The sequence below is a fragment of the Paenibacillus peoriae genome, from assembly GCF_022531965.1.
Taxonomy (GTDB): Bacteria; Bacillota; Bacilli; order Paenibacillales; family Paenibacillaceae; genus Paenibacillus; species Paenibacillus polymyxa_D.
The window spans coordinates 4347068-4363442 of the sequence record NZ_CP092831.1 but is presented as its reverse complement, the minus strand read 5'-3'; the positions used below and the strand labels follow the sequence as shown (position 1 = coordinate 4363442).

Here is a 16375-nt window from a genome sequence, read left to right as displayed (position 1 = left end):
TTATGTTCTTGGAAGAATTCAATTATAGAAAGGGTTTTGGCCATGACAAGTACAATGATGCTTGAGCCGAGATGGAAAGAACAGGCTATCACAGAGAAGAGAACGCTGTCAGTACATTTTCGGCATGTTGTCATGCTTTGTGAGATGGATCCATCTATGTGTGAACTCATAGATGTTCAGCTTAACGGAACAACTTGTATTTCTCTACAGTCCGAACACACTTCCGTAGAAGAGCGGTATCAGGCTTACACCGTTCAGGTATTTGAAACTATCCAGCAGTTAATTCAAGACCGAACTTATCAGGATATCCTTGTTCAAATTATAGTTAGCCGTGAAGGTGAAGGCAGGCTTTTTACAGGGCTTGCCGGGATATTGAAAACGGCGCAGCTTGAATATCCAAAACTATCTGGGCAGCTGATTGAAGTGGATACGAATGAAGACGAGGGCCTTTTGATTCAAAAACTTGCAGAAAATAAGAATAGTCCGTCAGATAGTCATATTCGTTATATCAATGGGAAAAGGCAGGTTATGCATTGGGAATTTATATTAGAGGACGAAGGTATCCAAGATTGGTTGGAACAGGCTACACCATGGCGAGATGGTGGTCTGTATTTAGTGACAGGAGGTACTGGAGGGTTAGGAAAGATTTTTGCCAGAGAGATTGCGGAGAATACACAATCTTCCACTATCATTCTTATGGGTCGTTCTCCTCTGGATGAGCATAAGGAGAAGTGGATATGTGAGCTTCAGAAGTTAGGGGCACATGTTATTTATAAAAACCAGGATTTGAATGACAAAGAGGGAGTAGTTGAATTCATAAATACCATAGAGAGAGAGTATGGTCATGTTAACGGTATTATTCATAGTGCCGGGATCATTCAAGATCATTACATTGTCAATAAAAATTCAGAAGAGTTTAGAGCTGTCCTTGCGCCCAAAGTGTCAGGATTATTGTGTTTGGACGAGGCAACCAAAGGCATGCAATTGGACTTTATTATATTGTTTTCATCAGTGGCTGGTGCGCTTGGAAACCCCGGTCAGGTCGATTATGCTGCAGCAAATGCATTTCTGGACGCCTATGCAGGCTACCGGAATGATTTGCGGGAGCTTGGATCTCGGCATGGTCGGACGCAATCCATAAACTGGCCACTGTGGAGAGAAGGCGGCATGCAGATTGATGAATCCATTGCCAAAATATTGGAAGAGCGTACGGGGATGTCCCCCATTTCAACAGAGACAGGCATTCGAGCTTTCTATAAAGCATTCAGTCTGGGTCAGGAACAAATAATGTTGGTCAAAGGGAATCGGTTAAAAATAGGTGATTATTTGAAAAGGGGTATTGATGGGCAGTCTGCAGCTGCAATTATAAAACAGCCAGTGGAAGTAGACCATGAACGGCTAATGGAAGAAACAGTGTCTAAGCTCAAGTCGTTGCTTGCAGAGGAAATAAAATGGGATGAAGAACGTATTGATATCTTTGAACCATTAGAAAGTTACGGAATTGATTCTATACTCATCTTGCAGCTAAATCAGAAGCTGGAGCGTATTTTCGGGGAATGTTCAAAAACTATCTTTTATGAATGTAGGACTTTACAAGAATTAGCCCTTTATTTCATTTCTAATTTTCGGGAAGCTTGTATACTGTGGACAGGATTGACTTCCTCATATGCAGCTCCAGAGGAATCTTTGAAAACAGCAAAAGATGTCCGGCAGAGAGGACCGGTTCTGGTGCCGCGTCATGGAGCTAAGCGAAAATCCCGAATTGGAATTCCGTCGTCAACTGAAAAAGAGGTGGATCCAATTGCCATTATCGGTATAAGTGGTCATTATCCTCAAGCAGATCATCTACAAGAATTCTGGTCCAATTTAGTAAGTGGAAAAGATTGTATAACAGAACTGGATGAGGAACGATGGGAGCTGGACTCTTTTTATCATCCGGATCGTGAAGAAGCAATTCTTCAAAATAAAAGCTATAGCAAATGGGGGGGATTTGTCCGAGGATTTGCTGATTTTGATCCTTTGTTTTTTAATATCTCTCCTCGGGAAGCTATGAGCATGGACCCACAGGAGCGCTTGTTTATACAAGCTTGTTGGGAAGCACTGGAGGATGCAGCTTATACACGCGAGCAACTGAAGACACGTCACCAAGGAAGAGTGGGTGTATTTGCGGGAATTACCAAAACAGGATTTAATCTGTATGGGCCAGATATGTGGAGGCAGGGAGAGACTTTGTTTCCGCATACATCATTCAGTTCGTTAGCGAATCGGGTGTCTTATTTGTTGAATTTGAATGGACCTAGCATGCCGATTGATACAATGTGTTCATCATCTTTGACAGCTATACATGAAGCTTGTGAGCACCTTCGTCATGGTCAATGTGAAGTAGCCATTGCAGGAGCCGTTAATCTATACCTGCATCCTTCCAGCTATGTACAGCTATGCGGACAGCACATGCTGTCGGTGGATGGAAAATGTAAAAGCTTCGGGCAGGATGCCAACGGATTTGTCCCCGGAGAGGGAGTGGGCGTATTTATATTAAAGCCGTTGTCCAGAGCGACAGCAGATAAAGATCATATTTATGGCTGTATCCGTGGAACAAGTATAAATCACGGCGGTAAAACGAATGGATATACGGTCCCTAATCCATCTGCTCAAGCAGAGCTTATTCGGACTGCTATGGATAGAGCGGGTATAGATGCTCGAGCCATCAGTTATATCGAAGCTCATGGAACTGGAACTCTCCTGGGAGATCCTATTGAAGTTACCGGACTTACGCAAGCGTTTAGGGCATCTACGAAGCAATCACAATTTTGTGCAATTGGCTCAGTTAAAAGTAATATTGGACATTTGGAAGCGGCTGCTGGTATGGCAGGCATGACTAAAATAATTTTACAAATGAAATATCGAAAAATTGTACCCACTTTACATGTGAAACAATTGAATCCCAACATTCCTTTTTCAGACACTCCATTTGTGGTTCAAAGGCAATTATCGGATTGGAACCGTCCTGTGGTGGAGATGGATGGAGAGCGAAAGGAATATCCTAGAATCGCTGGCATCTCCTCTTTTGGAGCGGGTGGGGCCAATGCACATGTAATTATGGAGGAATTTACGGAACCTGTTGAATCCATAGCTTCATTTGATGTGAACTCAGGTGAAAAAGCCATCGTTGTATTATCCGCAAAAAATGAAGACAGGCTGTTTGCAAAGGTACATCAGCTGCTGGCTTTTATAGAAGAAGGGCAAATTCAAGATGATCATTTACGGAACGTGGCTTATACCCTTCAAGTAGGTAGAGAGGCTATGGAGGAACGTTTGGGTTTGATGGTGGGTTCTGTCAAGGAACTGGAAGAAAAACTCAAGTTGTTTTATGAGAAAAAAGGAGATTTTAAGGATATTTATAGGGGGAGAAGCAAGCGTAATAAAGAGTCGGTGATGTTGCTATTAGCAGATGAGGATATGAAGAAAGCCGTATCGGCATGGATTCAGAAGAAAAAGTACACAAAACTTCTGGATCTTTGGGTAAAGGGAGTAGATATCGATTGGACTCAAATATACGAAGCGGACATTCCTAAAAGAATGAGTCTTCCAGTATATCCGTTTGCCAAGGAACGGTACTGGATATCCGAACGGTCCCCAACTGACATAAAGGACAGCGTATATTCTTCAGCAGCAGGATCGGCCTATATTCATCCGTTGCTTCACCGCAATACATCAGATTTAACTGAGCAAAGATACAGCTCCACATTTACGGGTGAGGAATTCTTTTTGACTGATCACCAGATCAGAGGACATAAAGTCCTGCCAGGTGTGGCACATTTGGAAATGGCAAGAAAAGCCGCAGAGTTGGCGACAAACATGTCTTCAGCAGATCAACTTACCATCAAATTAAAAAATGTGGTATGGGCCAGTCCGGTGATGGTTGATACGCTGCCTGTTGAAGTACATATCGGATTATACATGGAGGATGGAGGAGAGATTGGTTATACCATCTACAGAAAGTCTGAGGATGGTTCGGATAATTTTGTAAACAGCCAGGGCCGAATCGAAATATGCACGAACATCAAAACACAAACACTGGATATCTCAAGTCTACAAGCAGCCTGTAATCAAACTAGCATGACGGGGGCAGCTTGTTATGAAGCTTTTGAAAAAATGGGTTATTCTTACGGTGAAGGACATCGAGGAATTGAAGTGCTCTATGCTGGGACAGATCAGGTTCTAGCGAAACTGCGTCTGCCACTGGTGACGAGTGGTTCAGGGAAGGCATATGTTCTGCATCCGGGTGTGGTCGATTCAGCATTGCAGGCAACCATCGGATTGCTTAGTCAGCGACAGACAGGGAACAATCCACTTTTGCCGTTTGCCTTACAAGAAATTCTTATCTTACAGTCCTGCACTTCTACCATGTGGGCGTGTATTCGTTACAGTGAAGGATATGATGCAGGAAGCTCATTGTTAAGAGTGGATGTCGATATCTGCGATGATGCGGGGAATATCTGTATTCGAATGAATGGACTTACTTCAAGAATTTTAAAGGAAGAAGTAACGGATAAGCCCGATATTTCTACATTAATGCTGTCACCTGTATGGAAACAGCAAACCATTGAACAGGCAGTCCTAACTACGGAATGCATCAAGCACGTAGTCTTGCTTTGTGAACCTGATGAAAGATGGATAGGACCAATACGAAAAGGACTTCGTGATGTGGTGTGTGTCTCCCTGCTTTCCAAGGCCATACATGCGGTAGATAGATATCAGGATTATGCATTACAGGCATTGGGAGAAGTACAAAAAATTATTCGAGATCAGGCCAATGGACAGGTGCTAGTGCAGATTGTAGCTTTCAATCCGCTAGAACGTTATATGTTCACTGGCCTATTAGGCTTGCTCAAAACCGCGCAAATTGAAAGCAGCAAAATTATAGGACAAATGCTGGAGATTAGTACAGTTGAAACGGCGGATCAACTTATTAGAATGATTACAGAAAACGCTCAATGCTCACCGGGTCTGCATGTTCGTTACCATGAGGAAAGACGTTGGGTCTCGGAGTGGGAGGAAATTAGTAGACAGTCCGAGGCCATGAAGCCTTGGAAGGATAATGGAATATATCTGATTACCGGTGGTGCAGGGGGATTGGGACTTATTTTTTGCGAAGAAATGGTAAGAAACTCTCGCTGTCCGACTGTGATTCTCGCTGGGAGATCTCCACTGAATGAACTTGTGAAGTCCAAACTAACTGAATTTGAAGCATCCGGGGCTAGAGTTTTATACAAAAGGACAGATATTACAGATCGTCAAGCAGTCCGTGTGTTGATGGAAAGCATTAAAGAGGAGTTTGGGGCTTTAAATGGTATTATCCACAGTGCAGGTGCGATCTACGACAGTTTCATTTTGAACAAGCAGGCGGAAGAAGTAAAGAAGGTAATGGCTCCCAAGGTTGCTGGCACATTGTATTTGGATGAAGAAAGCCAAGAGTTTGATTTAGACTTTTTTGTTCTATTTTCATCTGCTGCCGGGATTTTGGGGAATGCTGGACAATCTGATTATGCGATGGCCAATTTGTTTATGGACAGCTACGCTGAATATCGGTCCGGATTGGAGACTTCTTGTCAGCGAAAAGGACAAACTCTGGTAATGGATTGGCCCCTTTGGAGGGACGGAGGTATGCGTATGGATACGGATACCGAGAAGTTCATGCTACAAAATACTGGCATGCAGTCAATTAGCATTCAAACCGGATTGGATATTTTTTATCAGGCCATGTCTTCAGGGAGAAAACAGGTTATGGGCATATATGGTCAGGTTTCGCGAATGAGGGATAAACTGCTTACCTTAAAAAAAGCGAAGACCAAGCCGATTCAACCACGTTCGACAGCTGCTGATAGTACGGAAAAACTGTTGCATAAGGTGCTTATGATTTTGGCGGAAGCAATATCCAATGTTTTGGATGTGAATGCTAAGGATATTGATGATGATGCTGAATGGGGAGAATATGGATTTGACTCTATTTCATTAACTCAACTGGCTAATCGTCTTAATCAGGCTTACGAATTGGATATAACGCCAGCTCTATTTTTTGAATATTCAGGAATTCGGGAATTTGCGAAGTATCTGTTACTAGAACACCGTGACTTTTTCAATTGGCAGGCGCCAGAGCAACTAGGGTATGGAGAAGCATTGCCAGAACCATCGGAAACGAAAAATGACTTAGGAGCTTGGAAATGGGAAGAAACAGCAAGCCTTCATTCCAGACGTATGAACCCCAGATTTGTTGCTCCTGTCCTACAAGAACATGCAGTTCTGGAACCAGTGGCTATCATCGGAATAAGTGGAATTTTCCCTATGGCCGAAAATGTAGATGAGTTATGGCAAAATCTTGTCCAAGGTAAAGACTGTATTACTAAGATTCCTCGTGAACGCCAGGAATGGGGCACCTGTGATCCAGGTGTGAATTCGGAGGTGCCGTGGGGAGGTTTTATAAGTGGAGTGGATGAATTTGATGCCCTGTTCTTTGGGATTACTCCTCGAGAAGCCGAACTGATGGATCCTCAGCAGCGTTTGCTAATGACCTATGTTTGGAAGGTTTTAGAAGATGCTGGGTATTCGGCTAAAGCAGTATCAGGAACCGGAATGGGATTGTTTGTAGGCACAGGAAGAACTGGCTACAGTGAGCTGCTTACCAAGTCTGGTACAGTCGTCGAGGGATATTCATCCACAGGGAAGGTGCCCTCCGTGGGACCGAACAGGATGAGCTACTTTCTTGATATTCACGGTCCTAGTGAGCCTATTGAAACTGCTTGTTCCAGTTCTTTGATTGCAGTTCACAGAGCAGTTCAGGCGATCAGAAATGGTGATTGCGAAACGGCTGTGGCAGGCGGCGTTAATACGCTGCTTAGTCCGGAAGATTATAAGAGCTTCCATAAAGCGGGGATGCTCAGCAAGGATGGAAGATGTAAGACCTTTTCGGACCAAGCGAATGGTTACGTCAGAAGTGAAGGAGTTGGTATGATACTCCTCAAAAAATTGAAGGATGCTGAACTGGACGGTGACCATATCTATGCAGTTATTAGAGCAACGGGAGAAAATCATGGAGGAAGAGCCAACTCTTTGACCGCGCCTAATCCGAAGTCACAGGCAGAATTATTAAAATCTGTGTACCAAAGGGCTGGGATCAGACCTGATACAGTAGGTTATATCGAAGCTCACGGTAGCGGTACGCCTCTAGGAGATCCTATTGAAATCAATGCACTGAAGCAGGCCTTCCAGGAATTAAAGAATCGGGATCATAACGGTAGTGACAAATCCGGCTATTGCGGATTGGGAACTGTGAAAACTAATATCGGACATTTGGAGATGGCGGCTGGCATCGTTGGTTTAATTAAAGTTGTGTTGCAAATGAAGAATCAAACGCTTGTGAAGAATCTGCACTTAGAGACAGTGAATCCGTATATTGAGCTGGAGGAAAGCCCCTTCTATATCGTTCAGGAGACCTGTAAGTGGGAGCCTCAGTTGGATAATGAGGGTAAGGAGCTGCCAAGACGAGCAGGAATAAGTTCCTTTGGTTTTGGAGGAGCGAATGCACATGTGCTGGTGGAGGAATATATTCCGCAGGAGAACCGTAAGGAGCATTTCGGAGCAACACCGCGCACACCCGTAATGGTTGTTCTGTCAGGTAAGGATGAGCAGCGGTTGCAAGAGCAAGTGCTTCAATTGCTTGAAGCGATGGAGCAGGGGGATTACGGCGACGACAGGTTGGAGTCCATCGCCTATACCCTACAGGTTGGACGGGAAGCCATGGAAGAACGATTGGGACTGATCGTGGAATCCGTCTCGGATTTAGCAGCACAGCTGAGGGAATATGCGGAGCATCAGAAAGCTGGCAGATGGTTTCGCGGAAATGTCAAACGCTATAAGGAAACGATATCCGCCCTGGAGACGGATGAGGATATGCAGGAGACGATCCGTCAGTGGATTTATAAAGGGAAATATGCCAAGCTGTTGGATTTATGGGTTAAGGGGTTGAGCATGAACTGGCAGGCGCTGTACGGAGAGAACCGGCCGTGCCGTATCAGCCTACCCACATATCCATTTGCGCGGGATCGGTACTGGGTTCCGCAGGCGGAAGGGAAGGAAGCGGCCGGGCGAAGCCGGGAGGATACGGATTCTCGATTGCATCCGTTGCTGCACCGGAATATTTCGGTATTGTCGGAGCAGCGGTATAGTTCCACTTTTAGCGGTGAGGAATTTTTCCTGACGGATCACAGAGTGCAGGGACGTAAGATGCTGCCAGGGGTAGCCTATCTGGAAATGGCACGAACAGCGGTGGAGCAGGCGCTGGAGGTGAAGCCGGGAGAGTGGCTTACGTTGCAATTACAGCAAGTGACCTGGATGCAACCGATCACAGTCGAAGAGCAGCCGGTAGAGGTAAGGCTCCGTCTGATGGCGGGCGAGGAAGGTGACATTGGTTATGAAATCTACAAGGGATCAACGGGAGCCATGGAAGATGTGGTGTACAGCCAAGGAACTGCTCGTGTGGTGACAAACGTGGAAAGCGTGCGGGAGGATATAGCGAAGCGGATTGCGGAGCACCGGGCTGCGGGTGCACAAGAGGTGCCGATTACCGCCTGTTACGAAGCGTTTGCGGCGATGGGGATTGAATATGGAGCAGGCCAGCGCTCGCTGGAAAGCGTGCAGGCTGGAGCGGACCAGGTATGGGCAAGAGTGTCGTTACCTTCTGGTGTGTCGGTAACAGCCCACGATTACGTGCTTCATCCCAGCTTGATGGATGGGGCGTTGCAGGCAGCCATTGGGCTGACCCTACTGGGGCCGCAAGAAAACACAGCGGGCGCTCCAGCCCTGCCATTTAGCCTGCGGGAGCTGACCGTGTACGGTCCGTGTACAAGCCAGATGTGGGTACACATGAGCGAAGAAGGGGAGCGAGTACAGGAAGAGCGGGTGCAAAAACGGAGTGTGGATGTCTACGATGACACAGGCAGGCTATGCGTAAGTCTACGCGGATTTACCTCACGGCTGCAGGGAGGAGGTTCGCGTTCTTTAACGCAGCCTTTGACGTATCCTTTGGCACCGTCTGAAGTAGAAGTGGCAGCAGAGAACGTGATTGTAGCGCCCGTATGGGAGCCGTGTAGGATCACGGAAGAAGCGGACCCTTCCGGGTCTGCTCAGAGCGACATAGTTCTGATTGGCGGGAGCCGGGAGCGACGGGAAGCTGTGATGGCATACTACCCGCAGGCGCAGGTTGTGGCTCTCCATGCCGGAGAGCCGGTGGAGGACATTCAGGGGAAACTGGAGGATTGCGGAAGCATCCGCCATGTGATCTGGATCGGTCCGGAAGCGGAAATCCCGGCCCTAGAAGAGAAGCGGATTATTGAGGGCCAAGAAGATGGGGTAATCCAGTTATTCCGACTCGTCAAAAGTATGTTGCAGCTGGGGTATGGACATCGGACGTTGGAATGGACGGTGATTACGGTTCAGGCCCAACCGGTAAATAAGTACGACGAGGTCGATCCGACCCACGCGAGTGTACACGGTTTTATCGGTTCGATGGCAAAGGAATATAGCCATTGGAAGGTTCGGTTAGCGGATATGGAAGCGGGAGTGGAGTGGCCATGGTCTGAGCTGCTGTTCCTGCCGCCCAATGCAGAAGGAGACGGGCTTGTGAACCGGGAAGGAGAATGGTACCGCCAGGAACTTGTCCCTGTGACGATGGAAACGGGTTATCCAACGTGCTACCGCCATGGGGGCGTGTATGTAGTCATAGGTGGAGCGGGGGGATTGGGAACCGTCTGGAGTGAATATATGATCCGTACGTACCAGGCACAGATCGTATGGATCGGGCGGCGGACAGAGGATGAAGCCATTCGAGGCAAGCGGGAACGGTTAGCGGAGATAGGACCCGAGCCGATGTATATCGCAGCGGATGCATCGGACGAGACCGCCTTGGGAGAAGCGTGTCGATTAGTACGTCAGGCGTATGGAGATATCCATGGTGTGGTACACTCGGCGATCGTGCTGTCAGACCGGAGTTTGGGACAGATGGAGGAGGAGGAATTCTGTAAATCGCTGCAGGCTAAGGTAGATGTGAGCGTACACCTGGCGAGAGCATTTCAAGGAGAAGCATTGGATTTTGTATTGTTCTTCTCTTCCTTTAACGCATTCACCAAGGCAGCGGGACAAAGCAACTATGTGTCAGGCTGTACCTTTAAGGATGCATTCGCGCACCAGCTATCCGTAGAGTGGTCGTGTGAGGTGAAGGTGGTGAACTGGGGGTATTGGGGCCAGGTTGGTGTGGTATCAGGAGAACGATACCGCAAGCAGATGGAGCGGCTAGGGATCCAATCCATACGGACGGAAGAGGGGATGCGAATATTGGAGCAACTGGTATCGGGACAGCTGCACCAGTTGGGGGTCATGCGAACGACAGATCCGTTGGGAATCAAGGAAGTGAACTGGGGTGAGTTCATTACAATGTAGGTATGGTGCGCACAGATTTTTAAATTTCATGGATAATGCAACGCGGCGAAAGGGCGGTATATGTGAAGTCCGCTATGCCCCTAATGGTCTGGCGGAAATAAGCAGATGGAGAGATGGTCATGAAAATAACGAAGCGTCTGGATTTATTTAGCGAGTCGATGAACTTGATGAACACATTCCTTCTGAAATGGTTAGGTAGCCAGCTAAAACAATTAGGAGTGTACCCGGATTGTAATTTGGAAATCAACGAGATACGTGTGAACGGGAAAATTAACAGCATGTACATGAAGTGGCTAAACGAAAGTTTAGCCATACTGGCTAGAAACGAGGAGTCTAGTTTTATGCCATTAGATGAACTTGTGGAAGAATGGGACAAAAAAAAGAAGGAATGGATTTTGTACAATCCAGACTTACAATCCAGAATTCATCTGTTAGAGCCGATGTTGTTTCATTTGTCTGATATTCTGAGCGGGGCTTATCCTGCTACCGATATTATGTTTCCGAATGGATCTATGAAGCTGGTGGAGAATGTTTACCAGAACAATCCTGTTGCCGACTATTTTAACGATATTTTGTCCGATCAAGTTGTTGCATATGTTACGGGGTGTATCGATCGAAACTTGTCTGCACGTATTCGCATATTGGAAATCGGGGCGGGCACCGGGGGGACCAGCGAGGCGGTGTTAAGCAGACTGGAACCTTTTCAAGAATATATTGAAGAATATTGCTACACTGACGTATCTAGAGCTTTCCTCATCCATGCGCAGGAGAAATACAACTCACGAAAAATACCGATGACGTATAAGCTTTTGAATATTGAAGAGCCTGTTGCCGCACAGAACATTGATGAAGGTGGTTTTGATTTGATTATCGCCACTAATGTGCTGCACGCCACTCACAATATAAGACACACATTAAGGAATGTAAAAGCTTGTACGTCTCGGAATGGATGGCTTCTTTTAAATGAGGTTACCGCTAATACCCTATTTACGCATTTGACTTTTGGTTTGTTGGAAGGGTGGTGGATGTATGAGGATACGGCAGTACGTATCCCGGGGTGCCCGGGGCTTTATCCTGAAATGTGGGAGAAAGTGCTGCATCATGAAGGATTTCATTCAGTAACTTTTCCTGCGGCAGGGGAACATCGATTGGGACAACAAATTATTCAGGCTGAAAGTGATGGCGTCATTCGTCAAAAAAAGCAGCTAAATATATCGCTTAGGAGCGGGCAACACGAAGAGACAGAGACTTACACATGTCAGCGATGGAACCAGGTGCCAGTAGCGACACATATGTCTCAAATGAACGGAGGCCTGTTTCGTCAAAAAAGTGAACACTTCTTTAAAACGCTAATTGGCAAGGTGTTTAAAATTCCTCCAGAGCAGTTGGACAGTGAGAAGCCTTTAGCCGATTACGGTCTGGATTCTATTCTTGTGGTTCAATTGACGAGTGAATTCAAAAAAATAATGAAAAATGTAAGCAGTACTTTATTTTTTGAGCACTCAACGATCCATGAATTGGTGGATTATTTTATCCGTACAAGAGAAGCAGATTTAATAACACTTGTCGGAATTGAAGAGGAACCGAAGGGGGAGCGGGCTATACAGAATTATACAACCCTAAATTCCCCCAATGTACGAATACGGGCCAACGCTTTTCAAAATCATCGATATCTGCCTGCTGAGCTTGATTTTAAGCCAGATGAGAATTCTAATTTTGACCGTGAAGTGGCTGTAATTGGTTTGTCCGGACGTTATGCGCAAGCCAAAAATATTAATGACTTTTGGAACAATATTCAGAAAGGGGAAAATTGTATTCAGGAGATTCCACAGAACCGATGGAATTGGGCGGATTATTTCAAGGGAGCGAAAGGTACGAAAGGATCAATTTATACGAGATGGGGTGGATTTATTGAAGATGCTGATAAATTCGACCCTTTATTTTTTCGTATATCCCCCCGTGAAGCAGAATTAATGGATCCGCAGGAACGCGTTTTTTTGGAAACTGTTTATACCACAATTGAAGATGCAGGGTATACTCCTACTTCTCTCGGTGATCATCAAAGAGTCGGAGTGTTTGTCGGGGTTATGAATGCACATTATCCAACAGGAGCTTCATATTGGTCTGTCGCTAATCGAATCTCGTACACTCTTGATTTCCGAGGGCCTAGTCTAGCGGTAGATACGGCCTGTTCTTCTTCGCTGACAGCTCTTCATTTGGCGATAGAAAGTTTGCGAAGTGGAACTAGCGATTGTGCTATTGCAGGTGGAGTCAATTTGATTGTGGATCCCGCCCACTACTTGAAATTAACTGACATGAATATGTTAAGTAAAGGCCAACAATGCAAGTCTTTTGGTGATAAGGCAGATGGTTTTGTTGATGGTGAAGGTGTAGGAGCCGTCATTCTAAAGCCTCTCCGTAGAGCAGTAGCAGACGGTGATCATATTTATGGAATTATCCGTGGAAGCATGTTGAACTCTGGAGGAAAAACTAACGGCTATACGGTGCCTAGTCCCGCGGCACAGTCGCAAGTTGTTTCCGATGCACTGGAGCGTGCTGGAATTCATCCAAGGTCCGTTAGTTATGTGGAAGCGCATGGTACAGGAACAGCCCTAGGTGATCCCATTGAAATAGAAGGCTTGAAGCAGGCCTATGAAAAATCTACCCTTGACAAGCAATTTTGTTCTCTTGGCTCTGTTAAGTCCAATATCGGACATTGTGAAAGCGCGGCAGGCATTGCGGCTTTAACCAAAGTATTGATGCAAATGAAGCATGGTCAATTGGCTCCAACGCTGCATTCAAAGACGCAGAATCCGGAGATCCCATTTGAGGATACTCCTTTCGTACTCCAGCAGGAACTGGCAGAATGGAAACGACCTCAGATTGAAATGAACGGTACGGTAAAGGATTTTCCGCGTATTGCAGGCATTTCATCCTTTGGAGCCGGAGGAGCGAATGCACATGTGCTGGTGGAGGAATATATTCCGCAGGAGAACCGTAAGGAGCATTTCGGAGCAACACCGCGCACACCCGTAATGGTTGTTCTGTCAGGTAAGGATGAGCAGCGGTTGCAAGAGCAAGTGCTTCAATTGCTTGAAGCGATGGAGCAGGGGGATTACGGCGACGACAGGTTGGAGTCCATCGCCTATACCCTACAGGTTGGACGGGAAGCCATGGAAGAACGATTGGGACTGATCGTGGAATCCGTCTCGGATTTAGCAGCACAGCTGAGGGAATATGCGGAGCATCAGAAAGCTGGCAGATGGTTTCGCGGAAATGTCAAACGCTATAAGGAAACGATATCCGCCCTGGAGACGGATGAGGATATGCAGGAGACGATCCGTCAGTGGATTTATAAAGGGAAATATGCCAAGCTGTTGGATTTATGGGTTAAGGGGTTGAGCATGAACTGGCAGGCGCTGTACGGAGAGAACCGGCCGTGCCGTATCAGCCTACCCACATATCCATTTGCGCGGGATCGGTACTGGGTTCCGCAGGCGGAAGGGAAGGAAGCGGCCGGGCGAAGCCGGGAGGATACGGATTCTCGATTGCATCCGTTGCTGCACCGGAATATTTCGGTATTGTCGGAGCAGCGGTATAGTTCCACTTTTAGCGGTGAGGAATTTTTCCTGACGGATCACAGAGTGCAGGGACGTAAGATGCTGCCAGGGGTAGCCTATCTGGAAATGGCACGAACAGCGGTGGAGCAGGCGCTGGAGGTGAAGCCGGGAGAGTGGCTTACGTTGCAATTACAGCAAGTGACCTGGATGCAACCGATCACAGTCGAAGAGCAGTCGGTAGAGGTAAGGCTCCGTCTGATGGCGGGCGAGGAAGGTGACATTGGTTATGAAATCTACAAGGGATCAACGGGAGCCATGGAAGATGTGGTGTACAGCCAAGGAACTGCTCGTGTGGTGACAAACGTGGAAAGCGTGCGGGAGGATATCGCGAAGCGGATGGCGGAGCACCGGGCTGCGGGTGCACAAGAGGTGCCGATTACCGCCTGTTACGAAGCGTTTGCGGCGATGGGGATTGAATATGGAGCAGGCCAGCGCTCGCTGGAAAGCGTGCAGGCTGGAGCGGGCCAGGTATGGGCGAGAGTGTCGTTACCTTCTGGTGTGTCGGCACCAGCCCACGATTACGTGCTTCATCCCAGCTTGATGGATGGGGCGTTGCAGGCAGCCATTGGGCTGACCCTACTGGGGCCGCAAGAAAACACAGCGGGCGCTCCAGCCCTGCCATTTAGCCTGCGGGAGCTGACCGTGTACGGTCCGTGTACGAGCCAGATGTGGGTACACATGAGCGAAGAAGGGGAGCGAGTACAGGAAGAGCGGGTGCAAAAACGGAGTGTGGATGTCTACGATGACACAGGCAGGCTATGCGTAAGTCTACGCGGATTTACCTCACGGCTGCAGGGAGGGGGTTCGCGTTCTTTAACGCAGTCTTTGACGTATCCTTTGGCACCGTCTGAAGTAGAAGTGGCAGCAGAGAACGTGATTGTAGCGCCCGTATGGGAGCCGTGTAGGATCACGGAAGAAGCGGACCCTTCCGGGTCTGCTCAGAGCGACATAGTTCTGATTGGCGGGAGCCGGGAGCGACGGGAAGCCGTGATGGCATACTACCCGCAGGCGCAGGTTGTGGCTCTCCATGCCGGAGAGCCGGTGAAGGACATTCAGGGGAAACTGGAGGATTGCGGAAGCATCCGCCATGTGATCTGGATCGGTCCGGAAGCGGAAATCCCGGCCCTAGAAGAGAAGCGGATTATTGAGGGCCAAGAAGATGGGGTAATCCAGTTATTCCGACTCGTCAAAAGTATGTTGCAGCTGGGGTATGGACATCGGACGTTGGAATGGACGGTGATTACGGTTCAGGCCCAACCGGTAAATAAGTACGACGAGGTCGATCCGACCCACGCGAGTGTACACGGTTTTATCGGTTCGATGGCAAAGGAATATAGCCATTGGAAGGTTCGGTTAGCGGATATGGAAGCGGGAGTGGAGTGGCCATGGTCTGAGCTGCTGTTCCTGCCGCCCAATGCAGAAGGAGACGGGCTTGTGAACCGGGAAGGAGAATGGTACCGCCAGGAACTTGTCCCTGTGACGATGGAAACGGGTTATCCAACGCGCTACCGCCATGGGGGCGTGTATGTAGTCATAGGTGGAGCGGGGGGATTGGGAACCGTCTGGAGTGAATATATGATCCGTACGTACCAGGCACAGATCGTTTGGATCGGGCGGCGGACAGAGGATGAAGCCATTCGAGGCAAGCGGGAACGGTTAGCGGAGATAGGACCCGAGCCGATGTATATCGCAGCGGATGCATCGGACGAGACCGCCTTGGGAGAAGCGTGTCGATTAGTACGTCAGGCGTATGGAGATATCCATGGTGTGGTACACTCGGCGATCGTGCTGTCAGACCGGAGTTTGGGACAGATGGAGGAGGAGGAATTCTGTAAATCGCTGCAGGCTAAGGTAGATGTGAGCGTACACCTGGCGAGAGCATTTCAAGGAGAAGCATTGGATTTTGTATTGTTCTTCTCTTCCTTTAACGCATTCACCAAGGCAGCGGGGCAAAGCAACTATGTGTCAGGCTGTACCTTTAAGGATGCATTCGCGCACCAGCTATCCGTAGAGTGGTCGTGTGAGGTGAAGGTGGTGAACTGGGGGTATTGGGGCCAGGTTGGGGTAGTATCAGGAGAACGATACCGCAAGCAGATGGAGCGGCTAGGGATCCAATCCATACGGACGGAAGAGGGGATGCGAATATTGGAGCAACTGGTATCGGGGCAGCTGCACCAGTTGGGGGTTATGCGAACGACAGATCCGTTGGGAATCAAGGAAGTGAACTGGGAGAAGCAAATTGTATGCACTCATTAAAACAA

The 16375-nt window shown here is 47.7% G+C and carries 2 protein-coding genes; both read left to right on the top strand.

From position 1 onward, the window contains the following. The first annotated feature begins 42 nt into the window (after window positions 1–42). Window positions 43–10494 (top strand): SDR family NAD(P)-dependent oxidoreductase, encoded by a 10452-nt coding sequence (locus MLD56_RS19210; RefSeq protein ID WP_241113413.1) that lies wholly within the window; start codon window positions 43–45, stop codon window positions 10492–10494. Window positions 10495–10613: 119 nt separating this feature from the next. Continuing rightward, window positions 10614–16370, top strand: coding sequence for a type I polyketide synthase (locus MLD56_RS19205; protein WP_241113412.1), 5757 nt, complete (start codon window positions 10614–10616; stop codon window positions 16368–16370). Window positions 16371–16375: the final 5 nt, after the last annotated feature.